Annotated in this window: 30 protein-coding genes and 1 tRNA gene; 10 read left to right on the top strand and 21 right to left on the bottom strand. The window is 62.8% G+C overall.

The annotated features are described in order from the left end of the window. Positions 1-12: 12 nt before the first annotated feature. The 6 genes from OUZ45_RS06775 to OUZ45_RS06750 all read right to left on the bottom strand — a co-directional run bounded on the left by OUZ45_RS06775 (position 13) and on the right by OUZ45_RS06750 (position 4,948). Positions 13-447: a hotdog family protein gene (locus tag OUZ45_RS06775; protein ID WP_266169180.1), complete on the bottom strand. Its 435-nt coding sequence runs from the start codon at positions 445-447 to the stop codon at positions 13-15. Then, on the bottom strand, positions 437-2,764 hold the full coding sequence (locus OUZ45_RS06770) for an MMPL family transporter (RefSeq protein WP_266169179.1): 2,328 nt from the start codon (positions 2,762-2,764) through the stop codon (positions 437-439). Before OUZ45_RS06770 ends, OUZ45_RS06775 begins: the two co-directional genes overlap by 11 nt. A 2-nt stretch (positions 2,765-2,766) precedes the next feature. Continuing rightward, positions 2,767-3,429, bottom strand: coding sequence for a LolA-related protein (locus tag OUZ45_RS06765; protein WP_266169178.1), 663 nt, complete (start codon positions 3,427-3,429; stop codon positions 2,767-2,769). Continuing rightward, the gene (locus OUZ45_RS06760; RefSeq protein ID WP_266169177.1) at positions 3,353-4,306 is read right to left on the bottom strand and encodes a lysophospholipid acyltransferase family protein; all 954 of its coding nucleotides are present in this window, start codon (positions 4,304-4,306) and stop codon (positions 3,353-3,355) included. The genes OUZ45_RS06765 and OUZ45_RS06760 overlap by 77 nt, the downstream gene beginning before the upstream one ends. Further along, positions 4,303-4,605: an ApeI family dehydratase gene (locus tag OUZ45_RS06755; protein WP_266169176.1), complete on the bottom strand. Its 303-nt coding sequence runs from the start codon at positions 4,603-4,605 to the stop codon at positions 4,303-4,305. The genes OUZ45_RS06760 and OUZ45_RS06755 overlap by 4 nt, the downstream gene beginning before the upstream one ends. Positions 4,606-4,675: 70 nt before the next feature. Next, positions 4,676-4,948, bottom strand: coding sequence for a phosphopantetheine-binding protein (locus OUZ45_RS06750; RefSeq protein WP_266169175.1), 273 nt, complete (start codon positions 4,946-4,948; stop codon positions 4,676-4,678). A gap of 145 nt (positions 4,949-5,093) precedes the next feature. Between OUZ45_RS06750 and OUZ45_RS06745 the strand changes: the two genes are divergently transcribed. Continuing rightward, complete coding sequence (locus OUZ45_RS06745; protein ID WP_486599076.1) at positions 5,094-6,029, top strand: chorismate transformation FkbO/Hyg5 family protein; 936 nt, start codon at positions 5,094-5,096, stop codon at positions 6,027-6,029. Between the two features lie 17 nt (positions 6,030-6,046). Here OUZ45_RS06745 and OUZ45_RS06740 read toward each other — a convergent pair whose 3' ends face one another. From OUZ45_RS06740 to OUZ45_RS06675, 14 genes are all read right to left on the bottom strand, one after another. Continuing rightward, complete coding sequence (locus OUZ45_RS06740) at positions 6,047-6,832, bottom strand: DUF4850 domain-containing protein (protein WP_266169173.1); 786 nt, start codon at positions 6,830-6,832, stop codon at positions 6,047-6,049. 36 nt (positions 6,833-6,868) lie between these two features. Beyond that, complete coding sequence (gene glmU, locus OUZ45_RS06735) at positions 6,869-8,236, bottom strand: bifunctional UDP-N-acetylglucosamine diphosphorylase/glucosamine-1-phosphate N-acetyltransferase GlmU (RefSeq protein WP_266169172.1); 1,368 nt, start codon at positions 8,234-8,236, stop codon at positions 6,869-6,871. Positions 8,237-8,479: 243 nt separating this feature from the next. Further along, positions 8,480-8,905 (bottom strand): F0F1 ATP synthase subunit epsilon, encoded by a 426-nt coding sequence (locus tag OUZ45_RS06730; RefSeq protein WP_266169171.1) that lies wholly within the window; start codon positions 8,903-8,905, stop codon positions 8,480-8,482. 107 nt (positions 8,906-9,012) lie between these two features. Continuing rightward, the gene (gene atpD / locus OUZ45_RS06725; RefSeq protein ID WP_266169170.1) at positions 9,013-10,425 is read right to left on the bottom strand and encodes a F0F1 ATP synthase subunit beta; all 1,413 of its coding nucleotides are present in this window, start codon (positions 10,423-10,425) and stop codon (positions 9,013-9,015) included. Between the two features lie 78 nt (positions 10,426-10,503). Further along, positions 10,504-11,421, bottom strand: a complete 918-nt coding sequence (gene atpG / locus OUZ45_RS06720; protein ID WP_266169169.1) for a F0F1 ATP synthase subunit gamma — start codon at positions 11,419-11,421, stop codon at positions 10,504-10,506. A 141-nt stretch (positions 11,422-11,562) separates the two neighbouring features. After that, a complete protein-coding gene (atpA, locus tag OUZ45_RS06715) occupies positions 11,563-13,113 on the bottom strand; it encodes a F0F1 ATP synthase subunit alpha (RefSeq protein ID WP_266169168.1) in 1,551 nt (516 codons plus the stop codon). Positions 13,114-13,137: 24 nt separating this feature from the next. Next, on the bottom strand, positions 13,138-13,671 hold the full coding sequence (locus tag OUZ45_RS06710) for a F0F1 ATP synthase subunit delta (RefSeq protein ID WP_266169167.1): 534 nt from the start codon (positions 13,669-13,671) through the stop codon (positions 13,138-13,140). A gap of 3 nt (positions 13,672-13,674) precedes the next feature. Beyond that, positions 13,675-14,145 (bottom strand): F0F1 ATP synthase subunit B, encoded by a 471-nt coding sequence (locus tag OUZ45_RS06705; protein WP_266169166.1) that lies wholly within the window; start codon positions 14,143-14,145, stop codon positions 13,675-13,677. 85 nt (positions 14,146-14,230) lie between these two features. Continuing rightward, positions 14,231-14,518: a F0F1 ATP synthase subunit C gene (atpE, locus tag OUZ45_RS06700; protein WP_266169165.1), complete on the bottom strand. Its 288-nt coding sequence runs from the start codon at positions 14,516-14,518 to the stop codon at positions 14,231-14,233. An 80-nt stretch (positions 14,519-14,598) separates the two neighbouring features. Next, a complete protein-coding gene (gene atpB / locus OUZ45_RS06695; protein ID WP_266169164.1) occupies positions 14,599-15,432 on the bottom strand; it encodes a F0F1 ATP synthase subunit A in 834 nt (277 codons plus the stop codon). Between the two features lie 3 nt (positions 15,433-15,435). After that, a complete protein-coding gene (locus OUZ45_RS06690; protein ID WP_266169163.1) occupies positions 15,436-15,801 on the bottom strand; it encodes a hypothetical protein in 366 nt (121 codons plus the stop codon). A 246-nt stretch (positions 15,802-16,047) separates the two neighbouring features. Further along, a complete protein-coding gene (locus OUZ45_RS06685; protein WP_266169162.1) occupies positions 16,048-16,440 on the bottom strand; it encodes a phasin family protein in 393 nt (130 codons plus the stop codon). 152 nt (positions 16,441-16,592) lie between these two features. Next, positions 16,593-16,955, bottom strand: coding sequence for a 6-carboxytetrahydropterin synthase QueD (queD, locus tag OUZ45_RS06680; RefSeq protein ID WP_266169161.1), 363 nt, complete (start codon positions 16,953-16,955; stop codon positions 16,593-16,595). A gap of 124 nt (positions 16,956-17,079) precedes the next feature. Beyond that, positions 17,080-17,156 (bottom strand) — tRNA-Met (locus OUZ45_RS06675). Between the two features lie 179 nt (positions 17,157-17,335). Between OUZ45_RS06675 and OUZ45_RS06670 the strand changes: the two genes are divergently transcribed. The 8 genes from OUZ45_RS06670 to ampE all read left to right on the top strand — a co-directional run bounded on the left by OUZ45_RS06670 (position 17,336) and on the right by ampE (position 22,466). Beyond that, on the top strand, positions 17,336-17,893 hold the full coding sequence (locus tag OUZ45_RS06670) for an RNA pyrophosphohydrolase (protein WP_266169160.1): 558 nt from the start codon (positions 17,336-17,338) through the stop codon (positions 17,891-17,893). Between the two features lie 66 nt (positions 17,894-17,959). Next, the gene (locus OUZ45_RS06665) at positions 17,960-18,157 is read left to right on the top strand and encodes a (2Fe-2S)-binding protein (protein WP_266169159.1); all 198 of its coding nucleotides are present in this window, start codon (positions 17,960-17,962) and stop codon (positions 18,155-18,157) included. A gap of 144 nt (positions 18,158-18,301) precedes the next feature. Then, positions 18,302-18,772: a bacterioferritin gene (bfr, locus tag OUZ45_RS06660; RefSeq protein ID WP_266169158.1), complete on the top strand. Its 471-nt coding sequence runs from the start codon at positions 18,302-18,304 to the stop codon at positions 18,770-18,772. A 130-nt stretch (positions 18,773-18,902) separates the two neighbouring features. Then, the gene (locus tag OUZ45_RS06655; protein WP_266169157.1) at positions 18,903-19,652 is read left to right on the top strand and encodes a DUF6776 family protein; all 750 of its coding nucleotides are present in this window, start codon (positions 18,903-18,905) and stop codon (positions 19,650-19,652) included. Further along, positions 19,639-20,061, top strand: a complete 423-nt coding sequence (locus OUZ45_RS06650; RefSeq protein ID WP_266169156.1) for a bactofilin family protein — start codon at positions 19,639-19,641, stop codon at positions 20,059-20,061. The genes OUZ45_RS06655 and OUZ45_RS06650 overlap by 14 nt, the downstream gene beginning before the upstream one ends. Before the next feature lie 46 nt (positions 20,062-20,107). Beyond that, complete coding sequence (gene erpA / locus OUZ45_RS06645) at positions 20,108-20,485, top strand: iron-sulfur cluster insertion protein ErpA (RefSeq protein WP_266169155.1); 378 nt, start codon at positions 20,108-20,110, stop codon at positions 20,483-20,485. A gap of 13 nt (positions 20,486-20,498) precedes the next feature. Next, positions 20,499-21,494, top strand: a complete 996-nt coding sequence (gene nudC / locus OUZ45_RS06640; RefSeq protein WP_266169154.1) for an NAD(+) diphosphatase — start codon at positions 20,499-20,501, stop codon at positions 21,492-21,494. 102 nt (positions 21,495-21,596) lie between these two features. After that, a complete protein-coding gene (ampE, locus tag OUZ45_RS06635; protein WP_266169153.1) occupies positions 21,597-22,466 on the top strand; it encodes a regulatory signaling modulator protein AmpE in 870 nt (289 codons plus the stop codon). A gap of 46 nt (positions 22,467-22,512) precedes the next feature. Here the strand turns inward: ampE and OUZ45_RS06630 are convergent, their stop codons facing one another. Then, a complete protein-coding gene (locus OUZ45_RS06630; protein ID WP_266169152.1) occupies positions 22,513-24,387 on the bottom strand; it encodes an MFS transporter in 1,875 nt (624 codons plus the stop codon). A 169-nt stretch (positions 24,388-24,556) separates the two neighbouring features. Between OUZ45_RS06630 and OUZ45_RS06625 the strand changes: the two genes are divergently transcribed. Further along, a complete protein-coding gene (locus OUZ45_RS06625; protein ID WP_266169151.1) occupies positions 24,557-25,264 on the top strand; it encodes an aspartate/glutamate racemase family protein in 708 nt (235 codons plus the stop codon).

Genomic DNA, 25,264 nt, shown 5'->3' with positions numbered 1-25,264 from the left:
ACTCACAGGCTCTTAGGAGGCCACGTAGATCACCGCAGCCCGCCCATCGGCGAGCGAGCGGCCACCTTGCTCGATGCGAAACGCATATTGCGCCCCACTGTCGTCGGCAAACAGGCGCTCGGCATGGATGTCCAAACGTCCCGCGCCGGTATCCACATACTCCACCGCCAGCCGCACATCGCGCAGACTGACCAACCGCCCCGACCGCACCACCTCGACACCGCGCGCCCGCGCGCTCAGCGCGCCATGCACCGCCATCGCCTGAGCGCCATACTCGGCGAGATGCACGGCATGCAAACCGTCCGGCTTCCGTAAGGGATGGTCGACATGGGCAAAGCTGTCGCTCACCGCATGGATAGAAACTTCATCCCATGTCACCACGGCATCCAGCAGGGACATGCTGCCCGCGTGTGGAATCAGGTGCGCCCAATCCGTCTTATCGAGCATCGTCATGCCCCACATGTGGCGCCATCAAGATGGATAAGCAGAAGTGAAAGGCCACACCCAGGCTCACGGTGAGACCAATCGCGCGCAGCACCGGAATGGTGCTCCATGCCAGCATGCCGAACACCAGCAAGGCGGATAGCACGCAGACCAGCGTGGCGTGCAGAGTGCGTCGCTGTTCCGCGACATCACCGGTGTCGCGCTCGAAGAACAGCGCGTAGTGCAAACCCAGGCCGGCCGCAAGGATCAGTGCCACCAGATGAAATAGCGATATCTCGACACCGGCCATACGCTCTACCGCCAGCACCAGGAAAGTGGCCAGAGTCATCGGTGCCAGCACATGCCAGGCACGACGCAGGCTGCGCAGAGCAAAAGTGATAGTGAGTACCAGCAACCCGGTGGCGCCGAGCAGGGCATGAAGGATGCGTGTGCGGTAATCGACCACCAGCGATTCGGAAGCCTGCTTCAGATCAAGCAAGCGCACCGCACCGCCGCTTTCACTCGCAAGCGCTTCAAGTGCCGCCGCGTCATGCACACCACTGAGCGTGCCCAGCCCCAGCCAATGCCCTTCGCGCGGCACCAACATCGCAGACAAGCGCTGACCCAGCGCGCTCTGCGCGAACACTTCCGGCTTCAGCGGCGGCGAGCTACGCGCGGTTTCCACGTCATCGACGAAAGGTGCGAACAGGTCCTTGCGGAACGGCATGCCTTGCGTGGCCTGCTCGATGGCCTCCTGCAAGGCCGTACGCCCCGGCAATTTTTGCTGGCGCACACGCTGCAGGGTTTCGCTGGGCAGGTAGCGCGAGGGCAGTTCGACAGCATCGACCGCATGCCGCGCTACCAGCGCATCCACCTTTGGCTCGAGCTGTTCGGACAGCTTCAGCACACCTTGCGCATCCGCCGCCTGTAGGATCAGCAGATAACGCACATCCGGCGCACCCAGCGCCTCGCGCAGGCGGGCATCGCGCTGCAGCAGGTCCTGCGGCAGCGGTGTCAGCGCAGCAAGGTCGTTTTGCCAGAACGAACCAGGCGCCATCGCCAACATCAACACAGTCGCCAGTGCCACCAGCAGGGGCATCCAGCGTGGTCGCGGCAAGCGGTCGACAAAGCGGCGCGCACGTTGCAGCCAGGGCATGTCCGCCACGTCACGCACACGCATCGGCAGCAGGTGCGGTAACAGATAGCGCGTGCTGAACCCGGCCACCAGTAGGCCCGTGATGGTGAACACTGCCAATTGCTTCAAGCCATTCACGCCGGATGCGTAGAACGCCAGATAGGCGATACAGGCTGAAGCGATAGCGGTAAGCAGCAGCGGCCAGAGACCACGCACACTGGCGATGGCGTCCTCGCCAGCTCTCCGATGGCTGAGCACGCGAATCGGGTATTCCTGCGCTACGCCAAGCAAGGTGAAACCGAACGCCAGGGTGATGCCATGCACCTGCGGAAACAGCAACACGAGTGCGGCGATGCCGGCCAGGGCGGCGCTCGCGATCGGCAAGGCCGACAACAGCAGCGAGCCCACGCTGCGATAGGCCAGCAGTAACAGTAGGATGAAGCCGACCGTGGAGACGTTGCCGATCCGTTCCGCCTGCCCACGGGTTTGCTTGCTTATCACCACGCTGAAGTAACCCGGCCCGCTGATGGCCAGCGTCGCACCTGGGTTGCCAGGCAAGGCATGGAAGGCCTTCTCGATGCCTGCAACGGCTTCGCTTTGCGCATCCGGATCGAAGCCGGCGGCATGGGTTTGTACTAGTAGCAAGGCCTCGCTCTGAGCCGAGAACCATACGCCTTCGCGCAGCTCGGGCGATTTGGCGGGCGTCCAGCGTTCGGCCAGCTTTAACACTTCCAGCGTCGGGTCGCGCGGCAGCAAACCTTTCAAGAGGCTGGCGGCCGGCGAGGAAAGATCATCGAGCCGTTGCTGGAACTGATCGGCAAGGAAGTCCTTGTCCATCGCCTCGCTGTCCAACGTCGGCGACAACAGGTAACGATACGGCAAGAGGCGCTCATCCAATGCAGCAATGTCGAAGCCGCCATTGAGTACCTGGCTAAAGCGTGCGTCCTTGCGCAACGCCGTGGCCAGCCCCTGACTGAGTGAAGACAGCTCCGCATCGGGCTTGCCGCTCACCGCCAATAACAACAAACGCGATCCAGGACCTTCGCCCACCTGCTCCATCAATAGACGTTGATCGGGCGTCGTGGGGGCGGGCATGAAGTCGCGCAGATCAGTGCTGACCTTGAGCCGCTGCATGACCAGCACGCCAAGGCCCGCCAGCGCCAGTAGCCACAGGGTCAACAGTAACGCGCGTCCACTGCGCGGCATGATCAGCTGCCGCCTTTGCAGAGCGCCAACAGCGTTTCGCGCGTCGGCGCAACTGGCATGCGCGTGGCGAGCACACCCAATAGATCAACCGCGAGATCGCCATCGGCTTCCTGCATGCGCATGCAGCGCGGCTCGTTGCCGCGGCCGTCGATCTGGATGCTTGCAACCGTCTTCGCCACCCGGGTGTCGCGCGGCGTCAGCGTTAGCGTCCAGGCATCGGCTCCACCGTCGTGCCGGGTTGAATCAAACGTGATCGAGAATGCCTGATTGAGCCGGGAGGCATCACCGCCGAGCAGGGCGACAAAGCTGTCCAGCAACACCTGCAACTGCGGCGCGCGCTTCAGCGAAAAGCTGCGTGGCTTGCGGCCATCTCGCTGCTGGGTCACTTCGCCGTCGGCAATGGTGGACGTCTCCTTGCTGGGATGATCCACGCGCCGTTCCAGCTTGTCGCCACCCAACCAGCCCAGCTCGCCGGATACCACCAGCGGCTGATCCAGGACCTTCATGAAACGGGCTTCGGCGAAAGCCGTGCGCGCCGGCGCGGGGCGGCCCAGCGAGGCGATCAGCGATTGCGCCGCGGCATCACTCTCAACCGCCGATGCGGTCGCCCACCACGGCAGGCTCAGGCCGAGCAGTAGCGTGAGAGTCTTGCTGCCAGAAGTCATAAAAGTTGAACCAGTTGTAGGGAGCGATGCGAATGTAATGCTCCACGCGTTGGGCGTAACGGCCGATGACCGCATCCAGCGCTTGTGCGCGGTCGTGACGAGGGATGTCCACGCGGTCCGCAAACGGCTCGAAAATCAGGCGATAGCGATTGCCGCCGAGATAGAGCCCGAAGCACAGCACCACCGGCACCTTCAGCGTATGCGCTAGCAACCAGGGACTGACCGGGAACGGCGCAGGCTGGCCCAGCAGGTCGGCCCGACGCAACACTTCATGCTCACGGCCGCGGTCGGCCAGTAGCGCCACCATGGCACCTTGCTCGCAGGCTTCGGCGATCTGCAGCGCCATCGTCGCGCCGTCCTTGGAGGCGTCGATCACCTTGTCGCCGATGTCGGGCGCCAGCGCCTCCAGCAACTCAGTCAACGCCGGGGTCTTCTGCTTGTCCAGCAACACGCGCAACGATACGTCCGGCCGGCGCGAAGCAAGCGCACGCAATGCCTCGAAACTGCCTTGATGCGATCCGAACAACAGCACTCCGCGCCCAAGGCCGATGCGCTCGATCAACACATCCACACCTTCGGTTTCGATGTCGAAATCTTTCTCGCCGTGCGCCAGCAGAAAGACGCGATCCAGCATTGTCGAAGCAAAGCTGTGAATGTGCTTCATCACCTGCCAGGCGGTCACACGATGCAGCAGCACTTTTTCGAGATAGTGCCGTGAAGCTTCCCGCTCCAGCTTGCGTCGCCAGTAGAAGTACAACGTGATCGGATACAGGAACAGCCGCGCAAAGCGACGGCCACCATGCAGGCCAATGCTGCGGATCAGCCATAACGCGAAGCGCCCGCCGCCTTCCGGGCGACTCTGCCAATGCTTGGTCATGGCGAGCCCCCTTCGATCACGCCACGCGCAAGCAGCTCACCACCGCGCCGAATCTCGAAACGCACGCGCGCACCGTTTTCAATCAGGCTCAGCTCGGCCTGTTCGGCCGGCAACAGTGGCGCGACAAACTTCGCCTCCACCACCCTAACCAATCGTTCATCTCGCCAGGCGCGCAAGGCCAGCGCGACCTGCTCGAGCAGCACCACGCCGGGCACCAGCGGATAGCCCGGAAAGTGCCCAGGCAGACTCGGATGATCGGGAGAGATGCACAACGCTGCGTGATAAGTCGGCGTGCTCATGGCGTACCCACGGGCGTGCGTTGTCGGAAGAACAGGGCGATGCCGTCCGTGCAGGGCATCGTGCCGGGACTCAAGCGGGGATGCGGTTCTGCTCGACGTGCTCGGACAGCGCACGGAGGCTGGCGAAGATGCGGCCGTTGTCCGGATTGTCCGAACGCAACTGGAAACCGTAGCGCTTGGATACGGCCAGTGCGATCTCCAGAGCATCGATCGAGTCGAGGCCCAGGTCGCCGCCGAACAAGGTGGCATCCGGATCGATCTGCTCGGGCGTGACCGCTTCCAGGTTGAGGCTCTCCACGATCAGGGTCGCCAATTCATGTTGTGCCGCGGTCTGCTCTGCCATGCTCGTTCCGTACTGCCAAACATGCCTTCCCCAGTCGGCATAGGGCCCGAAGTGTAACATAGCCCCCTGTTTTCCTTGGTTACGCTGCATGGCTCACGGTTCAGAAAGTGCATTGCCCGCCTCGCCCGAACGACGGGCTCCACAGGTGTCTTATCGCAGTGCGGCATCGCCCGACGTGTTGGCCGAACCCGGCACGCTCGCGGTGTTCGGCTTCGGCGCCGGCGCTCCGCAACACGACGATCCACGCTGGCTTGCGATCGAGCTGGAGTGCCTGGATGCGCCCGCGCCGCTGGAAGTCTGGCAAGTCGACGGCAGCGTCGATTACGGGCGCGAAGGCGATTTGCGCTGGTCTGCCGGCGACGGCTGGCTGTTTGCCGCGATCGAACTGGACGAACGCGACCACGGCGGTCCACGCGATACCGCGGAACGGGTCTACCGGCAATTGCGTGAGTTCATTGATCGGCGGCCGGAGCGACATGTGCAGCGCATCTGGAACTATCTGCACGCGATCAACCAAGGCGAGGGCGACGCCGAGCGCTACAAGCTGTTCTGCGATGGGCGCGCCGCCGGCATGGGCCATTTCTTCACCGAAGGCTTCCCCGCCGCCACAGCCATCGGCCACCACGCCGACGCACACACCCTGCAGGTCTACCTGCTGGCCTGCGATCGACCCGGCGTGCGCGTGGAGAACCCTCGCCAGGTCAGCGCCTGGCGTTACCCGCGTCAATACGGCCGCACGCCGCCGACCTTCGCCCGCGCTATGGCCCTGCCCGCTCAGGACGTACTGGCTATCTCAGGCACAGCCGCCGTCGTGGGCTACAGCTCCGCACACCAAGACGATCTGGATGCCCAGCTCGATGAAACCCTGATTAATCTCGAAGCCCTGCTGGCCAGCGCCGACATGCCGGCCGGCTTCGACACGCGTTCGCCACTGAAGGCTTATGTGCGCCATGCGACCGACGCGCCGCGCGTTCTCGACTTCCTGCAAACCCGTCTACCCGGTGTGCCGGTGCTGATGCTGCACGGCGATGTGTGCCGCAGCGAGCTGCTGGTGGAGATCGACGGCTGGCGATATGCCTGACGGCGAACGAGGCGCGTTCAAGTTTTCCCGCAACCGCCGTACTCGTCCTTGTAGGACGACAGCAGATAGTCGGCCAGCGCCGATTGAGAGGCCGGCAAGGCAATCGACAACTCGCGGTAAACAGGGTCTCCGCTTTGATCAAAAACGCTCAGCGAGCGCACCGCCGGTGACTTGGGCAATGCATAGGTGAGCCGTACCGTGCAGCGGTCCAGCCTCTCCAGTTTTTCCGGCGTCGGATCCAGAGCGGGTTCGGGCGTCGAGGTCTCCATCAACGTGTCCAGTTGCTTATGCGCGCCGGGAAATAACCCCTGTGCCGCCTCGTAAATACAGCCTAGGCAGGCTGGATAGAGTTCCCAGCTCAACCAGCCTGCATGGGCGCCTTCGGGCGCGACGAAACTGAAAATGGTATTGCCGTCGGCGCCGACAGCGGTGCGCTGCACATGCCATCCGCGCGGCATCACTAGCCATCCCGTGGCCGAGGCATAAAACAGCTGCACCTGATCGCGCAGGGCCGGCGGAATGCTCGCCGTGAATGCCGGCAGATCGGCATCGCGGGCAACCTCCCACTCGCCTTCCTGATCCTGGATATTGATGCGCGTGGCGGGCAGGCCAACAGGCTTGCCCGCCGCATCGCGCGGATGGGCCGGCACGAGCCGATAGTCCGTTCCTTGCACCGACGTATAACGGACAGGCGGTCCCGTGAGACTGCGGCGCGAATCACCCGCAGACGCAGCCGTGGAACCCGCCGCGACCAGCAACGTGATGATGGCGATAAGGCGAAGCGATAACGATACGTGGTGCACGTTGCGATCCTTGAACGTGTAGTGAGGTTTGGACGGCTATTTCTTTTGTGGACGATGCCAGCCAGGCAGTGTCGCCTGGCGCCCACGCGCAATGGTCAGTTCCCCGGCTGGCGCATCCCTGGTAATCACCGAACCGGCACCGATGGTGGCCTGCGCGCCGATGCGCACTGGCGCTACCAGCGCACTATTGGAACCGATGAACGCGCCGTCGTCGATCAACGTGACACTCTTGTTCACGCCGTCGTAATTGCAGGTGATGGTGCCAGCACCGACGTTCACTCTGCTGCCGATGACCGTATCCCCGAGATAGCTCAAGTGATTGGCTTTGCTGCCTTCGCCGAGGCGGGCCTTTTTGGTCTCGACAAAGTTGCCGATGTGCACGCCCGCATCCAGTTCGGTGCCAGGTCGTAAGCGCGCGAAGGGGCCGATAGTGCAAGGGCCGTGAGTGACCACGCCCTCCAGATCGCAATGCGACTGCACCACGGTACCGTTGGCCAGGCGTACATTCTTCAGCCGCGTAAAGGCGCCGATGCGCACATCTTCACCGAGCTGCACCTCGCCTTCCAGGATCACATCGATATCGATCTCCACGTCGCGGCCCGCAGTCACGGCGCCACGTATATCGATGCGCGTGGGATCGGCGATGCGCACGCCTTCCAATGCCAGCGCCTGTGCCGCGCGTTGGCGGTACACGGCCTCCAGCTCCGCCAACTGCCATGGGTTGTTCGCGCCGGCCGCTTCCATGGCGTCCTCGCATTCGATGTTCTGTGCGGCCCGCCCCTCCTCCGCTGCCATGGCGAAGATGTCGGTGAGGTAGTACTCGCCCTGCGCATTGTTGCGATGGAGCTTGCCGGTCCAGCGCCTGAGCGCCTCGGCCTCCGCGGCGACAATGCCGGTATTGATCAGCTTGATCTCGCGCTGACTGTCATCGGCGTCTTTCTCTTCCACTACCGCGTGCACCAAGCCGTTGCCATCGCCCAGCACGCGGCCATAACCCTTGGGATCAGCCACGCGAGTGGTGAGCAGGGCGAGCGAACCTTCGCCATCCACCAAGCGCTTCAAGGTGCCGGCTTGCGTCAATGGCACATCCCCATACAGCACCAGCACGCTGACTCCATCCGGCACATGGTGCAGCGCCTGCGCCACCGCGTGGCCGGTGCCCAGGCGGTCGGCCTGCAGCACCCAGCGCAAATCGGCCTGGCCGTCGAACGCAGCCAGCACTTGATCGCCGCAGTGCCCGTAGACCACATGGATCGCCTCCGGCTGCAAAGCCCTGGCCGCGGTCAACACATGCTCCAGCAAAGGACGCCCGGCCAATGGCATCAGCACTTTGGCCTTCTTGGACTTCATGCGCTTGCCCTCGCCGGCGGCAAGGACGATGACGTGCAGGGGCAGCTTCTTCATGGTGATGTCATCAGCTTCTATCAGCGGCGGAGCATATCAGTCGATTGGCGGACTCAATGACCGCGGGCTCACGAGGCATCGCCAGTCGATACCTCGGCTTAGCCCGCATGGCATTCGATGTGGAAGAGAAAGACTAGTCATCCGTGGACGAAAGGACCTCGGCCGAAGATGCCCAAGCAAAGACGCCGGCACAAGGCCGGCGTCTGCTGATACTGCCTAGCTCGCGAGAACGCGGGCCAGGCTTCAGTGCTTGAGATTCTTGCGCAAGCGCTCCAGCGCCTGTAGCTGGGTCAACGCTTCAGCCAGCTTCGCTTGTGCCTCGGCGATCTCGACCGCGTCGGTGCGATTGGCCAGGGCATCTTCGGCTTCTTGCTTGGCACGCTGCGCGGCGACTTCGTCCAGATCCGCGGCGCGCACGGCCGTATCGGCCAGCACGGTGACCACCTGCGGCTGCACTTCAAGAATGCCGCCGGACACCCAGAACTGCTGGCGCTCGCCATTGGGCAGCACCACGTCGACGTGGCCCGGCTTGAGGCGGGTGATCAGCGGAGCGTGGCGGGGCGCAATGCCCAGCTCGCCCATTTCGCCGGTGGCGACGACCATGGCCGCTTCGCCGTGAAAGATCTCGGCTTCGGCACTGACGATGTCGACACGAAGGGTATGGCTCATGCGTTTAAACTCGGTTGAAGCAGGTGAGGGAGTGAGGAGGTGAGGTGATCAGCAAGTCGCGGCGCACCGCCTTGCCTGCTTACCCCTTACCTCCTTACCGCTCTGACTTAGGCTGCCTTCTTGGCGGCCATGTCCTCGGCCTTCTTGATGGCCTCGTCGATGCCGCCGACCATGTAGAACGCCTGCTCCGGCAAGTGGTCGACGTCGCCATCCACGATCATCTTGAAGCCGCGGATGGTTTCTTTCAGCGACACGTACTTGCCCGGCGAACCGGTGAAGACTTCGGCCACGTGGAACGGCTGCGAGAAGAAGCGCTCGCACTTACGCGCGCGAGCCACAGCCTGCTTGTCTTCTTCGCTCAACTCGTCCATGCCGAGAATCGCAATGATGTCCTTCAGTTCCTTGTAGCGCTGCAGCGTGCCCTGCACCTTGCGCGCCACTTCGTAATGCTCGACGCCGATCACGTTCGGATCGAGCTGACGGCTGGTGGAATCCAGCGGATCCACGGCCGGGTAGATACCGAGCGAGGCGATGTTACGGCTCAGCACCACGGTCGCGTCCAAATGGGCGAAGGTGGTAGCCGGCGACGGATCGGTCAGGTCATCCGCGGGCACGTACACGGCCTGGATCGAGGTGATCGAACCGGTCTTGGTCGAGGTGATGCGCTCCTGCAGCACGCCCATTTCCTCGGCCAGTGTCGGCTGGTAGCCCACCGCCGACGGCATACGGCCGAGCAGCGCGGACACTTCGGTACCGGCCAGCGTGTAGCGGTAGATGTTGTCGACGAACAGCAGCACGTCCTTGCCCTTGCCGGTCTCGTCCTTCTCGTCGCGGAAGTATTCGGCCATGGTCAGGCCGGTCAGCGCCACGCGCAGACGGTTGCCCGGCGGCTCGTTCATCTGGCCGTACACCATCGCGACCTTGTCGAGCACATTGGAGTCTTTCATCTCGTGATAGAAGTCGTTGCCTTCACGAGTACGCTCACCCACGCCGGCGAACACGGACAGACCCGAGTGCGCCTTCGCAATGTTGTTGATGAGCTCCATCATGTTGACGGTCTTGCCCACGCCGGCGCCGCCGAACAGGCCGACCTTGCCGCCCTTGGCGAACGGGCAAACCAAGTCGATGACTTTGATGCCGGTTTCCAGCAAGTCGTTGGCCGCAGCCTGATCGTCGTAGCTCGGCGCTTCGCGATGGATGACCCAACGATCTTGCTCGCCGATCGGGCCCGCTTCGTCGATCGGGTTGCCGAGCACGTCCATGATGCGGCCGAGGGTGGCCTTGCCGACGGGCACCTTGATGCCTTCGCCGGTGTTGCGGGCGACAAGGCCGCGCTTCAGGCCATCGGTGGAACCGAGGGCGATCGTACGCACGATGCCGTCACCCAGGACCTGCTGAACTTCCAGCGTGATCTCGGTGCCGTCGATCTTCAGCGCGTCGTAAACCTGCGGCACCTGATCGCGTGCGAACTCCACGTCGATAACCGCGCCGATGATCTGTACAACTTTGCCCTGGCTCATGGATGTGCTCCGGATGGATCTTTAGTGTCTGTTGCGGCGCCGCTTCGCGTCGCCATGAATAATTAGTTTCTGCGCGGCTTACACAGCCGCTGCGCCGCCCACAATCTCAGAGATTTCCTGGGTGATCGCGGCCTGGCGAGCCTTGTTGTAAACCAGCGTCAGTTCGCCGATGACCTTGTTGGCGTTGTCGGATGCGCTCTTCATCGCCACCATGCGTGCAGCATGTTCGCTGGCGAGGTTTTCCAGCACGCCTTGATACACCACCGACTCGATGTAACGGCCCAACACGTGCTCCAGCACGGTCGCCGCATCCGGTTCGTAGATGTAATCCCAGTCGTGGGCCTGCTCGAGCTTGATACCCGCATAAGCTGACTCGCCGGCTGCCTGATGCGCTTCCAGTTCCGACGCCACCAGCGGCAGCGGCAGGAGCGCCTCGATCGACGGCTTCTGCGTCATGGTATTGACGAAGTCGTTGTAGGCGAGGAACACCCGATCGAGCTTGCCGGCCGTATAGGCGTCCAGCACGACCTTGATCACGCCGATCAGCTGCTCAACCTTCGGCTTCTCACCCAGGTGGGTGATGCTGCCGATCAAGTTGACACCCTTGATGCGGCGGAAGAACTGCACGGCCTTCTGGCCCACCGCCACCACGTCGACTTCGACGCCCTTGTCCTGCCATTCGCGAATGGCGGGCAGCAGGCGGCGGAACATGTTGGAGTTCAGACCGCCGCAGAGGCCGCGATCGGTCGAGACCACCACGTAGCCGACGCGCGCGACAGGATCGCGCTGCACCAGGAACGGATGGCTGAAGTCCGTGCTCGCCTGGGCGACATGGGCAATCACCTTGCGCATCTGGCGCGCGTACGGACGCGACGCCTTCATCAGATCCTGCGCCTTGCGGATCTTCGAGGCCGAGACCATTTCGAGCGCGCGCGTCACTTTGCGCATGTTCTGCGTGCTCTTGATCTTGGTTTTGATTTCGCGTCCGCTTGCCATTCTTTCGCTCGCTATGCTCGCTTGGGTGAGTCGCGCCTTCGGCGCTGTAAGGAGTAAGTGGGCCGCTTGCTGCGCAAGCTCAGGAAGAGAGCGTTGCCGCCTGCACTTCCTTACCCCTTACTCCTCACTTCTTACCGCTTCTTACCAGCTACCAGTCTTCTTGAACTCGTCCATCGAGGATTTGAAGGTCGCTTCGATGTCGTTGTTCCAGTCACCAGTGGCGACGATCTTCTTCATCAGTTCGCCGTGGTTCTGGTGCATGAAGGCATGCAGGCCCTTCTCGAAAGACAGCACCTTGTTGACCGGCAGGTCATCCAGGTAGCCCTTCTCGGCGGCGTACACCGACAGTGCCAGCTCGGCGATCGAGAGTGGCGCGTACTGCTTCTGCTTCATCAGCTCGGTGACGCGCTGACCGCGGTCCAACTGAGCGCGGGTCGCCGGATCGAGGTCCGAGGCAAACTGCGCGAACGCGGCCAGCTCGCGGAACTGCGCCAGGGCCAGCTTCACGCCGCCGGACAGCTTCTTGACGATCTTGGTCTGGGCAGCACCGCCCACGCGGGACACCGAGATACCGGCGTTCACGGCCGGACGGATACCGGCGTTGAACAGGTCGGTCTCGAGGAAGATCTGACCGTCGGTAATCGAGATCACGTTGGTCGGCACGAACGCGGACACGTCGCCGGCCTGGGTCTCGATGATCGGCAGCGCCGTCAGCGAACCGGTCTTGCCCTTCACTTCGCCGTTGGTGAACTTCTCGACGTACTCCTCGGACACGCGGGAAGCGCGCTCGAGCAGACGGGAATGGAGATAGAACACGTCGCCCGGGTAAGCCTCACGGCCCGGGGGGCGCTTCAGCAACAGCGAGATCTGACGATAGGCCACGGCCTGCTTGGACAGATCGTCATAAATGATCAGCGCGTCCTGCCCGCGGTCGCGGAAGTACTCGCCCATGGCGCAGCCGGAGTACGGCGCGATGTACTGCAGCGCGGCCGACTCGGAGGCCGAGGCCACCACGATGATGGTGTTGGCGAGCGCGCCGTTCTCTTCGAGCTTGCGCACCACGTTAGCGATCGACGAGCGCTTCTGGCCGATGGCGACGTAGATGCACTTAATGCCGGAATCTTTCTGGTTGATGATCGCGTCGATAGCCAGCGCGGTCTTACCGGTCTGGCGGTCGCCGATGATCAGCTCACGCTGGCCACGGCCGATCGGGATCATCGAGTCGACGGACTTGTAACCGGTCTGCACCGGCTCATCGACCGACTTACGCCAGATCACGCCCGGCGCGACCTTTTCGATCGGCGAGCTGAGCTTGGCATTGAGCGGACCCTTGCCGTCGATCGGGTTACCGAGCGAGTCGACAACGCGGCCCAGCAGCTCCGGACCCACCGGAACTTCAAGAATGCGGCCGGTGGTCTTGGCGGTGTCACCTTCGCGCAGATGCTGGTATTCGCCCAGCACCACGGCGCCAACCGAGTCGCGCTCGAGGTTCAGTGCCAGCGCATAGGAACTGCCCGGCAGTTCGATCATTTCGCCCTGCATCACATCGGCGAGGCCGTGGATGCGCACGATGCCGTCGGACACGCTGATGATCGTGCCCTCGTTGCGTGCTTCCGCGCCGAGCTTGAACTGCTCGATACGGCTCTTGATCAGTTCGCTGATCTCGGACGGATTCAGAGTGGTGCTGGACATGGTCGTTATCCTGAGATTTTGAATTTATGCCGTCAGCGCGCTGGATAAGCGCGCCAGGCGGCCACGGACGGAGCCGTCGATCACTTCGCTGCCGGTGTCGATCACCACGCCACCGAGCAGCGAGGCATCGACCTGGGTTTCCAGTTCGATCTCGCGCTTGAAGCGGCGCTTCAGCGAGGTCTTCAGCTGCTCGGCCTGCGCAACGTCCAGAGCCATCGCGCTGGTCACCTTGACCAGCAACTGCGACTCGGACTCGCGCTTGTAGGTTTCGAACAAATCAGCCACTTCCGGCAGCAAGGCCATGCGGCGATGCTCGGCCAGCTCGCCCAGGAACATCGCGAACGGCGCGTCACTGCCCATGCCCTGCGGCAGGTGCAGTGCAACCAACTGAGAAGCCAGTACGCGCGGATCGTTGCCGAGGCCGGCGACGCGAGGATCCTTCGCCACCGCGGCGGCGAAGGTCAGCGCCTGCGACCACGCAGCCAACGCACCGGATGCATCGGCCAACTCGAAAGCGGCGCGGGCGTACGGGCGGGCGAGAGTGATTGCCTGGGCCATGGCTTAGATCTCGGCTGCGAGTTGGTCGAGCATGGCCTTGTGGGCCGAGGCGTCGACTTCGCGCTGCACGATCTTTTCGGCGCCCTGCACGGCGAGACGACCGACCCAGCCGCGTAGCTCTTCACGAGCGCGCTGCTGCATGCTGACAATCTCGTCAGCGGCGGCGACCTTCAGACGGGCGGCTTCGGCCACCGCATCGACGCGTGCCTTGTCGACGATCTGGTTGGCCTGCTGCTGCGCCTTCTCGATGATCTCGGCAGCCTGCTGACGGGCCTGCTTGATCTCGACGGCGACCTTGGCGTCGGCGTCCTTGAGTTCGGCGTGCGCGCGTTCGGCGGCGGCCAGACCTTCGGCAACCTTCTTCTGACGCTCTTCGATCGCGGCGTTGAGCTGCGGCCAAATGAACTTGGTGGTGAACCAGACCAGGATGGCGAACGACACCATTTGGCCCAGGAAAGTCAGATTGATATTCATGAGCTTTCCAAATACTCCGGTAACGCGTGGGACCGCCGATTACCGCAGCGGCACTCGACCGCTGCGGTAACTATTTCGCGTTTGATCAGCCGCCAACCGCAGTCTTGACCAGCGCCACCAGCGGGTTCGAGAACGCGAACAGCAGCGCCACGGCCAAGCCGATGATGAATGCCGCATCGATCAGGCCGGCGAGCAGGAACATACGACCCTGCAGCAGCGGTACCAGCTCCGGCTGGCGAGCCGCGGACTCGAGGAACTTGGAACCCATGATGGCGATACCCAAGCAAGCGCCCAGTGCGCCGAGGCCGATGATGATGCCGATGGCAATGGCGGTCATACCCTGCACGTGTGCGATCTGCTGCATGAGTTCCATGGTGTTCTCCTGTAAATCGGTAACGGGTTATTGGTTAGAAAGAAACGAGATGAAACGAAAACGAAATGGAGCAAAAAGCGTCAATGGTGTTCGCGTGCTGTCGCGATGTAGACGATCGTCAGCATCATGAAGATGAATGCCTGCAGCAGGATGATCAGGATGTGGAAGATCGCCCATGCGGTATTGAACAGCACACCAGGCAGGAAGCTCAGCCAGCTCGCGAACAGACCCGCAATCAGCATGAACACCAACTCGCCGCCGTACATGTTGCCGAACAGTCGCATCGCGAGCGACACCGGCTTAGACAGGTATTCGACGACGTTGAGCACGAAGTTGAACGGCACCAGGATGATCTTGACAACAAGGTTGTCGGCGTGGAATGGGGCCGTCATCAGCTCCTTACCAAAACCGAGCGCACCCTTGGCCTTCATGCCATGGCCCAACACGATGAAGAACACGGCCAAGGCCAGCCCCATAGTGGTGTTGATATCGGCGGTCGGCACCCAGCGGAAGAAGGTGTGATGCGCAGTTTCTGCGCCTGCAACAGCCTTAACACCCCAGCTAGGGGCATCCAGCGGGAGCAAGTCCATCGAGTTCAGAAACACCACCCACATGAAGATCGACAGCGCCAACGGGGTCACCGTACGGCGGTCGCCGTGGAAGGTGTCCTTCACTTGGGTATCGACGAACTCGACGATCAGCTCCACCAGGGCCTGACCCTTGGACGGCACGCCGGAGGTCGCCTTGCGGGCCTTCAGCCAGAACCACAGACAGAACAGTACACCCAGCACAAAGGACACCACCAGCGAATCCAGGTGGAGCTTCATGAAGCTGCTATCACCTAGGCTCACCACATTGTGGTGAAGGTGATGCGTGATGTATTCGGTTAGACCGCCCTGCGGCTCGCTTGCCATGTCTCAACCCTTGAATCTGAACGCCAGCAGATTTATCGCGTACGCAGCCACCAGCCCCGTTAAAGCGGCCAGTGGCGGCAGTTTGTATTGACCAAGGATCATGACCAGCCCTCCGCCGATCGCGATCCACTTCAAGACCATGCCTGACAACACGTGGCCCATGGTCATGCCGCCACCGCCCAGCCCCGAAAAGGTACGCGCAGCCAGCAGCGCGGTACCCAGCGCCACGATGGCGGCGCCAGCAGCGGCCGCTAACGCTTCGCGGAGCCCCTGCATCAGGAAGACGAGGCCAACGAGTACCGCCACGATGAGCTGCAGCACGATGATGCGCAGCGCAAGACGACGTCCGGAGGCAAGACTGTTAAGCACGTGAGGTTCCCGCGCGGCTTCGCACTAGGCGGCACCGATCCAGCTGCGGGCCACGGTCCAATCCCAAAAAGTATATCAGTGAGGCGTTTGGAGCGACAAGCCGCGACTTGTCCTACTGGCCATGAAGTTCATGTTCGGGCGAACCGGCACGTGCCCGCCGGGCTGACTAGCGCGCAAGAAAAAGGCCGGACTGGAAGCCAGTCCGGCCTAGCGCGTCACTGAGGGAGAGCGACGTTGAAGCGCGGATTACTTGACGGAAGCAGCTTTCTTGACCGCAGCCACCGGCGCCGCCACGGCGTCGTTGGCAGCCTGCTGCTGTTCCTGCGCGAGCGCGTTGAGCGACTCAGCCGTCTTCTGGGTCACGGCGATGATTTCCTGGGTCACGGCGACCGCGCGCTCGGCATTCTCGCGGCTCAACGCGGTGCCCTTCTCCCACAAACCGCGCAGGCCCTCGGCATCGCGGGTCTCGAACGCTTCGGTGATGAAGTCGGCGGTGACCTGGGACTGCTTCTCGAGCGCCTTGATCTGCAGCTCGGCGACCTTTTCCAGGCCCTTGAGGGCCACCGACTGCGCCTTGAAGGCGTTATCGGTCAGTTGCTTGGCGTACGCAAAAATCTGAGTGTTGAGTTGCTGCGACATGGCTTGCTCCCTCGGCGGGAATTAGGGTAGTGGAGCAAGCCTAACAATGGATTTTGTGCATTGCAATATATTTTTCGTGAAGGGATCTCCGCGTAGGAAAAAATTCACGTATTGCAATCATTTATGACGAGATTGTGAAATGCCGCGTCGCGTCAAAAACTCGCACGACTGCAGCTAGCGCCCGAAGTACAAGTCTCATGCACCACGACCTTGTCCAAACCAGGAAGGCTCGGCTCCAGACGCTGGAATATCCACCGAGCAAGCATCTCGCTGGTCGGATTTTCCAGACCCTCGATGTCGTTAAGGTAGTGGTGGTCGAGCCGGTCGTAGAGCGGTGCAAAGGCCGCCTTCACGTCGGCGAAGTCCATCACCCAGCCAAGTGTCGGATCGGGCTCGCCGCATACGTGAATCTCGATGCAAAAGGAATGGCCGTGCAGCCGCGCGCACTTGTGACCGGGCGGCACATTTGGCAGCCGGTGGGCGGCTTCGATCTGGAAAATCTTGAAGATATGCATGGTGACATTCTAACGCTGGCGCCTGCGCACCGATCGTTTTAGCCCGCCAGCGCCTCACGCAGGCACAAAAAAACCGCGGCAAGCGCGGTTTCTTCTCTCTCCGATGCGCAACAAACGCAACGAATGGTGGCTAGAGGCGGGATCGAACCGCCGACCTCAGCATTATGAGTGCCGCGCTCTAACCATCTGAGCTACCTAGCCACGGTGAGGTCGTCGCTGCCAGACGTGGGGTGCCTGGGCGAGGGCCCGGCAGTTTAGTGGTCTCGCCCTTCCGGTTCAAGCCTTCGCTTGCTGCGCCTTTAGGCGCTGTGGTTGAATCAGTCGCGGGAACAAGGTGTTGCCGGCCCTATGGCACGCACTGACAGTCCCGAGGAGAAGACATGATCGACGTCGATGGCTACCGTCCGAATGTTGGCATCGTACTGCTGAACGCAGACGGCCGCCTGTTTTGGGCGCGCCGCGTCAATCGTGACGGCTGGCAGTTCCCCCAAGGCGGCATGCGCAGCGACGAGACGCCGCTGGAAGCCATGTATCGCGAACTGGAAGAAGAAACCGGCCTCTCCCCGTGCGACGTCGAGGTCATTGGCGCCACCCGCGGATGGCTGCGCTACAAGCTGCCTAGCCGCTATATCCGCCATCACCAGCGTCCGACCTGCATCGGTCAGAAGCAGGTGTGGTTCCTGCTCAAGCTGGTGGGCGGGGAAGACGCACTGTGCCTCGATGCCTGCGAGAAGCCAGAGTTCGATATCTGGCGCTGGGTGGATTTCTGGTACCCGGCCAACCATGTGGTCAACTTCAAGCGCCAGGTTTACGAGCGTGCGCTACGCCAGTTCGCCCCGCTGGTGGAAACCCTGCTAAGCGTGCAGCTCGGCAATCTGCCGCATCCCGACGATGCCGGCGGCGGACCCGGTCCACGCCCGGGTCGTCAGGCTGCCTGAACGCTCCATGGCGGCTCCTCTTTTTACTGTTTGACAATCATTCGCATTTGCGTTCCCATATGCCGCATGTATATCTGCATGTGCAACGCCGTCACTGACCACGACATCCGCCGCGCCGCGGCTGATGGTGTGCATAGCTTTGCCGAGCTGCAGGCGCGTACAGGCTGCTCCGACTGCTGTGGCTGCTGCGAGCAGGAAGCACGCACCACCCTCGACAAAGCCGTGGAACAGGTGCTGTTGCAGCTCCCCGTCATCACGGCCTGAGCGCAACCCTTTCACTATTTGTGGCGATACATGCCGGCATTGCCGTGTCCGCTCGCACGAGCGAACTATTTCCATTTGCGTTCCGTCATCCCGACGCCGGAATCCGTATAGTTCCAGGCTTGTAGCTGTCTGGAGATTAGGATCATGAAGGGCGACGCCAAGGTCATCGAATTCCTCAACAAGGTGCTCTACAACGAGCTCACCGCGATCAACCAGTATTTCCTGCACTACCGCATGTTCAAGGACTGGGGCTACGGGGAGCTGGCTGAGCACGAGTACAAGGAATCGATCGAGGAAATGAAACATGCCGATCACCTGATCGAGCGCATTCTGTTTCTCGAGGGTCTGCCCAACCTGCAGCATCTGGGCAAGCTGCGCATCGGTGAGAACGTGCTCGAATGCATTCAGGGCGACCTCGACCTCGAAATGGCCGCGGTAAAGGACTTGCGTGAAGGCATCGCCTATAGCGAAGGCATCGCCGACTACATCAGCCGCGACATGTTCAAGACCATCCTGCACGATGAGGAAGAGCACATCGATTGGCTGGAGACCCAGCTCAGCCTGGTCAAGGACATCGGCGCCGAGCGCTATCTGCAAAGCAAGATGTCCAGTTGAACACGGCACCATTTGATCGTTGAGTTCGGAAACCCTGAATCCGCCGCACGCCGTGTCGAAGCGTGCGGCGGTTCCTTGACGGTCCAAGCGCAGCGCGGCTATACCGTGTTTTTCCCCGGGACAGCCCTGCATGGCTTCACGCCCACCACCGCGCTTCGTCGTGCGCCCGCATGACACCGCCGACCAGCGTCGCTGGCTATGGCTCGGGCTGGCGTGGCTGGGCAGCCTGCTGGCCACCGGCCTGATTGTCGGCCTGACGGTACGCCACGCCACACCGGCCGCCACCGAGCATCGCCAGGTACAGGCGCTCGCCGCACAGAACGACGACCTCAAGCAGCAGGTGTCCAACCTGCAGCGCGCGGCGCAGGTCACCGACATCGCCACTCGCTCTTTGCGCGGCACGCTTGCCGAGCGCGAGGAGGAAATCAGCGGCCTGCGCGCGGACCTCGGCTTCTACGCGCGACTGGTCGGTGGCGATGCGCAGCGCGAAGGGCTCAAGGTGCAGGAGGTCAAACTGCAGCCCATCGCCGGCACGCACGGTTGGAACCTCACTCTCAGCTTGACCCAGAACGCCAAGCACGGCGAGGAAGTCAGCGGCAAGATCATGGTGAGCGTGGAGGGATTGCGCGCCGACAAAGTCGTGCAACTGGATTGGCCCGCGCTCGGCGATACCGCACAAAAGGACGGCCTGCCGTTCCGCTTCAAATATTTCCAGGAGCTGCACGCCACCATGGTGCTGCCCGCCGATGTCCGCCCGAACCGCCTGCGCATCAGCGTGCAACCCACCGGCGACGAGGCCACCGGCCGCACCGTGGCCTGGAACGACGCCCTCACCGGCAATATCACGACGACGCAAGGGGATCACGATGCTCAGCCGTAAGCGCAACGAACGCGCCAGTACCAGCCACGACACCAGCCTGATCGCCCGCGGCACCGTGATTCGCGGCGACCTGCGTTTCAACGGCGCGCTACACCTGGACGGCCGCATCGAAGGCGCCGTACTGGGCGAAGGCCCGGATGCCGTGTTCACTCTGAGCGAGCAAGGTCACGTGCAAGGCGATATCCGCGTACCGCACGCCATCATCAACGGCCCCGTGCAAGGCGATATCCAGGTCAGTGAACGGCTGGAACTGGCACCGCAAGCGCGCGTCGTCGGCGACGTCAGCTACAACACGCTGGAGATGGCGGCCGGTGCGCAGGTCAACGGCCGCATGTCGCACCACACCGGCGAATCCCTCCGCGAACTTCCCGCGCCCGAACTGAACGGGGCCGAAGCCGTACCCGCCTGAACGCGTTATCCTTGTGGCCTACCCGTAGTGCCCCCATAAGACAGCAATGGATACCGTCGTACCTTTCCCTACCGTTCCCGACTATCGCAGCGCCGGCGCCCCGCTGGTGTTCACCGAGGCTGCCGCGCGCAAAGTGCACGAGCTGATTCTCGAAGAGGGCAATCCCTCGTTGAAGCTGCGCGTGTATATCAGCGGTGGTGGTTGCTCCGGCTTCCAGTACGGCTTCACCTTCGATGAAGCCCAGGCCGAGGACGATTTCGCGCTGCAGCGCGAGGGCGTAACCCTGGTGGTCGATCCGCTCTCGCTGCAATACCTCACCGGGGCGGAGATCGACTACGCCGAAAGTCTCAGCGGCTCGCAGTTCGTCATTCGCAATCCCAACGCCAAGACCACCTGCGGCTGCGGCTCCTCCTTCTCCACCTGAGAACTGCATGGGCATGGACAGCATCACCCTGCCGCGCCCCAACACCTTCGCCGGCCTCAGCTTGATTCTTGATCGCGTCGCCGAGCGCCGCGACGAAACGGCATGGGTCAACGAGCAGGCGGCTTCGGCCGATGCGCGCTATATCCTGCTCGACGGGCTGGGCGAAACCTATCTGCAACGCGATCAGGAAACCCTGCGCTGGCTCAATGCCAACGAGCGCGAAGGCCTGCTCGGAGATCTCAAGGCCAGCCTGCTCGGCTTTGCCGGCAAGCGGCCGCATTTCATGCTGTCGGTTGACGACGGCGAACGCGCCGCCGCACTGGAAGCCAAGCTCGACGCTCGTCGTGCAGGCCTGCGCGAAGCCGGTCTGCACCTGCCCGCTGCCGAAGCCGGTTTGTTCGCCTATGCCAAAGGCCTGGCCCACTGGCAACGCGAAACGCAGTTCTGCGCCCGCTGCGGATCGCCGCTGGTCCTGGTCGCCGCTGGCCACCGCGCGCAATGCACCAATGCCGATTGCGGGCGCCTGCACTTTCCGCGCACCGATGCCGCCATCATCGTGCTGGTCGAGCACGAAGGCGCCTGCCTGCTCGGCCGCCAAGCCGGCTGGCCGAAGGGCCGCTATTCCACGTTGGCCGGTTTCGTCGAACCAGGCGAAGCGTTGGAAGATGCCGTGCGCCGCGAAGTGGCCGAGGAATCCGGCGTGATCGTCGGCGACGTGCACTACCACTCCTCACAACCTTGGCCGTTGCCCGCCTCACTGATGGTTGGCTTCATGGCCAAAGCCGTGTCGCCCGTGATCCATCTGCGCGATGACGAGCTTGAAGAGGCACGCTGGTTTACCCCACAGCAGATCGTCGACGGCCTGACGGACGGCAGTTTCCTCGCTTCGCCGCCGCTGTCAGTCTCCTATCGTTTGTTGTCGCATTGGCTGCAGCTGCGCGCTGGCCTCGACCTCGATGCCCTCATTGAAGAGACGCGGCTCGCGCGCGAGGCGTCAACTCAAAGCTGAGTCCGGACAACCTGCTCGACATCCGTCCACAGCGGCGCCATGCGCATACAGAGTGCATGCCCACGTCGCTACAATGCGGACATCGCAAGGGAGTCCGCATACATGGCCGTCAGCCTGCTCACCGCCCTCATCGCCCTCGGTCTGCTGCACTTGCAGCCTCAGCTTGCACATTGGCGCGGCGATGGCGGTTTTCGGCGCTGGGTAGCGCAACTCGCCGATACCAGCGGCCCGGGTCGCGTACTGCTCACCCTGCTCGTTCCAGTGGCCTTGTGCCTTCTGGCGATCTGGTCAATCCGCCTGCTGCCGATGGCCGATCTGCTGAGGCTGATCTTTTCGTTGGTCGTGCTGCTTTACTGCTTCGGCCCGCATGCCTATGAAGCTGATCTCGAAGCCATCCTGAAAGCACCGGATGGCGCCAGCCGTGAAGCCGCAGCGCAGGCGCTGTCGGACGACGGCGATCCCGTCGCCTGGAACGCCGTTGCCGTAGGTGAAGCAGCGGCCTATGCCGCGTTGCGCCGCCGCTTCGGCGTGCTGCTGTGGTTCTTCGCGCTCGGCCCGGCTGGCGCGCTGCTGTATCGGCTGGCACAGACGCTGGGGCGCGATGCCTCACTGGGACTGGACCCGGAAGCCCGCTCGCTGTCGCGCGCGTTTGCGCATGGCTTGGACTGGCTGCCGGCGCAGTTGATGGTGTTCACCCTGGCGCTGGTCGGCCATTGGGACGCCGTGATCGGCGCCTGGCGCCAGTGGCACCAGCAAGCCTTGCCAAGCAGCTGGCTGCGCGAAGGCCCGGGCTTCCTGGGCGCTGCGGCACGCGCGGACATCCAGATCGACATCGAAGCTGGCGACGGCTATGCCGAGGAGCGCAGCGATGTCCTGGCCGAGCTGCGTCGCCTGCGCAGTGCGCTGCTGCGCGCCTTGCTGGCATGGCTTAGCGTGGTCGCGCTGATCGTGCTCGCCGGCTGGTTGAGCTAAGCCGGCAACGTCACGGTCGTAAGCAGGGCGAACCCTGTACCCCTAGCTACGCGAAGTCACCGCGCAGATCCCGCACCCGCGACTCCACCGCGGCGGTACGCGCCTCGGCAGCGTCAATCGGCTCCCCCACTACAAACTCCACGCGCGCCCTGAAGCGGCGCGGCAATCGCGCGCGATGCAGCATCGTGTCGCGCCGACTCCACACGCTGCCCCATAGACCGCGCAACGCCATCGGCACCACCGGCACCGAGCGGCGCTCGAGGATGCGCGCTACGCCAGGGCGAAACGGTGCGATCTCGCCATCCTTGGTCAGCCCACCCTCGGGAAAGATGCACACCACCTCACCGTCGGCCAGCGCGGCATCCACTGCTTCGTAGGCTCGCTGCAGCACCTCGGCATCTTCCTTCTGCCCTGCGATGGGGATGGCCTTGGCCGTACGGAACACGAAGTTGAGCAACGGAATATTGAAAATTTTGTAGTACATGACAAAGCGCGCCGGCCGGCGCAGGTTCGCCATGAGCAGCAACGGGTCCATGAAGCTCACGTGGTTGCACACCAGCAGCGCCGGCCCTTCTTCCGGGATGTTTTGCGTGCCATCCACGCGCACCCGGTACAGCGTATTCACCAGCACCCAGGTGATGAAACGCATCAGGAACTCGGGCACCAGGGTGAAGATGTACGTCGCCACGACCACGTTGAGCACGGCCGCCGCCAGGAAGATCTGCGACGGATGCAGACCCAGCATGCTCAAGCCAAGCCCGAAACCCGACGCCAGGCAGATAAACAACGCGTTGATGATGTTGTTCCCGGCGATCACTCGCGACAGCTGTTCGCGCGGCGTGCGGCTCTGCACGAAGGCAAACAGTGGCACCACGAAGAAGCCGGCGAATACGCCGATCAGGGCGAGATCCAGCGCGATGCGCCAGCTGCCGGCGGCACGCAGAAAAGCCAGCCAATCCAGCCCGGGCACCGGCGCCAGGCCAGCCCGCGCGAAGTACAGATCAACCCCGAAAAGCGTCAGACCAAAAGCGCCCAGCGGTACCAGACCCACCTCCACCCGCCGGCCAGACATCCGTTCGCACAGCAGTGAACCTATGCCAGTACCCAGCGAGAACAAGGTCAGCACCAGCGTGTATACCGAGCTGTCACCACCAAGATGGATGCGCGTGTAGTTCGGCAACTGCGTGATCAATACCGTACCGAAAAACCAGAACCACGAAATGCCCAGCACCGCGTTGAACACCGCTTTGTTGCCACGGGTCAGCCTCAGCACTCTGGCGGTTTCGGCATAGGGGTTCCAGCTGAAATGCAGCTCGGGCGCAGTGGCAGGCGCCAGCGGAATCCGCCGGCAAGCGAAATAGCCCACGATCGCAATCAGGATGGTGGCTGCGGACGCCACCATCGGCCCAAACCCGGCGATCCGCACCAACGAACTGCCAACGATCATGCCAATCAGCATCGCCAGCTGTGTGCCCATCTCCACCAGGCCGTTGCCGCCCACCAGCTCTTGCGGCTTCAATGCCTGCGGCAAGATGGCGTACTTGATCGGGCCGAACACGGTGGAATGCATGCCCATCAGGAACAGCACCACCAACAGCAAGGTGACGTGGTGCGTATAGAAACCGATCGCTGCCAGCACCATCGCGCCGATCTCGAACAGCTTCACGAAGCGGATGATGCGCGTCTTCTCGTACTTTTCCGCCAACTGTCCGGCCGTCGCGGAAAACAGGAAGTACGGCAGGATGAATAGTGCCGGCGCCAGGCTCGAGTAAAGCGACACCGCGTGATCATCCAGCCCCATCTGGAACGCCACCATGACCAGCAACGCATTGCGGAATGCGTTGTCGTTGAACGCACCCAGCGCCTGGGTCCAGAAAAAAGGCGCGAAACGGCGACTGCCTAGCAGGGCGAACTGACTCATGCGGGTCCTTAGCGGGAGGTTCGAGCGATAGCGTAACGTGAAAGCCGTTTCCACATCGCACCACGGCCGGCACACACCGCGCAAAAATGCTGGCCCCGGGCACGAACCGCCAACTGGCATTGTCGACCTGATAATTTCAACGATCGCCCCCTTCGCGCGGAGAAGTTCAGTGAAAGTCATCGGCTTGATTGGCGGTATGAGCTGGGAATCCACCGTGCCCTATTACCGGCAGATCAACGAAACGATTCGCGAGCACCTGGGCGGCCTCCACTCGGCGAAGGTGATTTTGTACAGCGTCGACTTCCACGAAGTGGAACGGCTGCAACATGCCGGTGACTGGGATACCGCGGGCGCCTTGCTCGGCGACGCAGCGCGATCGCTTGAATCGGCCGGCGCGGATTTCCTCGTTCTGTGCACGAACACCATGCACAAGGTGGCCGCGGCCATCGAATCCTCCGTGCGCATTCCGTTGTTCCATATTGCCGACCCGACTGCGGAGGTCATCAAGGAAGCGGGCTTGGCGACGGTCGGCCTGCTCGGCACCCGCTTCACCATGGAGCAGGCGTTCTACAAGGATCGGCTACGCGATCGGCATGGGCTTCAAGTGCTGGTGCCCGAAGCGCGCGACCGTGAAATCATCCATCGCGTGATCTACGAGGAGCTTTGCGTCGGAAAGGTGGTCGACGCATCGCGCGCCGAGTACCGCAGGATCATGGCCGACCTGGCGGATCAGGGCGCGCAAGGCGTCATTCTTGGCTGCACGGAAATTTCGCTGCTGATCGGGCCACAGGATGCCTCGTTTCCCCTGTTCGACACGACCAGCATCCACGCGCGCAAAGCGGCCGAGTGGGCGCTTTCTGACGCCGCGCAGCCCTAG

Origin of the sequence: Dyella subtropica (assembly GCF_026283965.1) — a bacterium.
Taxonomy (GTDB): domain Bacteria; phylum Pseudomonadota; class Gammaproteobacteria; order Xanthomonadales; family Rhodanobacteraceae; genus Dyella_D; species Dyella_D subtropica.
The sequence above is the reverse complement of the archived record's forward strand: the minus strand, read 5'-3'. Positions and strand labels throughout refer to the sequence as shown.

Bases quoted from the DNA above. Each gene is read 5' to 3' on its own strand.
- bfr (WP_266169158.1), top strand. From the start codon at position 18,302: ATGAAGGGCGACGCCAAGGTCATCGAATTCCTCAACAAGGTGCTCTAC.
- atpG (WP_266169169.1), bottom strand. From the start codon at position 11,421: ATGGCAAGCGGACGCGAAATCAAAACCAAGATCAAGAGCACGCAGAAC.
- OUZ45_RS06665 (WP_266169159.1), top strand. From the start codon at position 17,960: ATGTATATCTGCATGTGCAACGCCGTCACTGACCACGACATCCGCCGC.
- atpB (WP_266169164.1), bottom strand. From the start codon at position 15,432: ATGGCAAGCGAGCCGCAGGGCGGTCTAACCGAATACATCACGCATCAC.
- ampE (WP_266169153.1), top strand. From the start codon at position 21,597: ATGGCCGTCAGCCTGCTCACCGCCCTCATCGCCCTCGGTCTGCTGCAC.
- OUZ45_RS06655 (WP_266169157.1), top strand. From the start codon at position 18,903: ATGGCTTCACGCCCACCACCGCGCTTCGTCGTGCGCCCGCATGACACC.
- OUZ45_RS06705 (WP_266169166.1), bottom strand. From the start codon at position 14,145: ATGAATATCAATCTGACTTTCCTGGGCCAAATGGTGTCGTTCGCCATC.
- queD (WP_266169161.1), bottom strand. From the start codon at position 16,955: ATGCATATCTTCAAGATTTTCCAGATCGAAGCCGCCCACCGGCTGCCA.
- atpA (WP_266169168.1), bottom strand. From the start codon at position 13,113: ATGTCCAGCACCACTCTGAATCCGTCCGAGATCAGCGAACTGATCAAG.
- nudC (WP_266169154.1), top strand. From the start codon at position 20,499: ATGGACAGCATCACCCTGCCGCGCCCCAACACCTTCGCCGGCCTCAGC.
- glmU (WP_266169172.1), bottom strand. From the start codon at position 8,236: ATGAAGAAGCTGCCCCTGCACGTCATCGTCCTTGCCGCCGGCGAGGGC.
- atpE (WP_266169165.1), bottom strand. From the start codon at position 14,518: ATGGAACTCATGCAGCAGATCGCACACGTGCAGGGTATGACCGCCATT.
- OUZ45_RS06630 (WP_266169152.1), bottom strand. From the start codon at position 24,387: ATGAGTCAGTTCGCCCTGCTAGGCAGTCGCCGTTTCGCGCCTTTTTTC.
- OUZ45_RS06710 (WP_266169167.1), bottom strand. From the start codon at position 13,671: ATGGCCCAGGCAATCACTCTCGCCCGCCCGTACGCCCGCGCCGCTTTC.
- OUZ45_RS06760 (WP_266169177.1), bottom strand. From the start codon at position 4,306: ATGACCAAGCATTGGCAGAGTCGCCCGGAAGGCGGCGGGCGCTTCGCG.
- OUZ45_RS06775 (WP_266169180.1), bottom strand. From the start codon at position 447: ATGCTCGATAAGACGGATTGGGCGCACCTGATTCCACACGCGGGCAGC.
- OUZ45_RS06765 (WP_266169178.1), bottom strand. From the start codon at position 3,429: ATGACTTCTGGCAGCAAGACTCTCACGCTACTGCTCGGCCTGAGCCTG.
- OUZ45_RS06650 (WP_266169156.1), top strand. From the start codon at position 19,639: ATGCTCAGCCGTAAGCGCAACGAACGCGCCAGTACCAGCCACGACACC.
- erpA (WP_266169155.1), top strand. From the start codon at position 20,108: ATGGATACCGTCGTACCTTTCCCTACCGTTCCCGACTATCGCAGCGCC.
- OUZ45_RS06750 (WP_266169175.1), bottom strand. From the start codon at position 4,948: ATGGCAGAGCAGACCGCGGCACAACATGAATTGGCGACCCTGATCGTG.
- OUZ45_RS06755 (WP_266169176.1), bottom strand. From the start codon at position 4,605: ATGAGCACGCCGACTTATCACGCAGCGTTGTGCATCTCTCCCGATCAT.
- OUZ45_RS06770 (WP_266169179.1), bottom strand. From the start codon at position 2,764: ATGCCGCGCAGTGGACGCGCGTTACTGTTGACCCTGTGGCTACTGGCG.
- atpD (WP_266169170.1), bottom strand. From the start codon at position 10,425: ATGAGCCAGGGCAAAGTTGTACAGATCATCGGCGCGGTTATCGACGTG.
- OUZ45_RS06730 (WP_266169171.1), bottom strand. From the start codon at position 8,905: ATGAGCCATACCCTTCGTGTCGACATCGTCAGTGCCGAAGCCGAGATC.
- OUZ45_RS06685 (WP_266169162.1), bottom strand. From the start codon at position 16,440: ATGTCGCAGCAACTCAACACTCAGATTTTTGCGTACGCCAAGCAACTG.
- OUZ45_RS06670 (WP_266169160.1), top strand. From the start codon at position 17,336: ATGATCGACGTCGATGGCTACCGTCCGAATGTTGGCATCGTACTGCTG.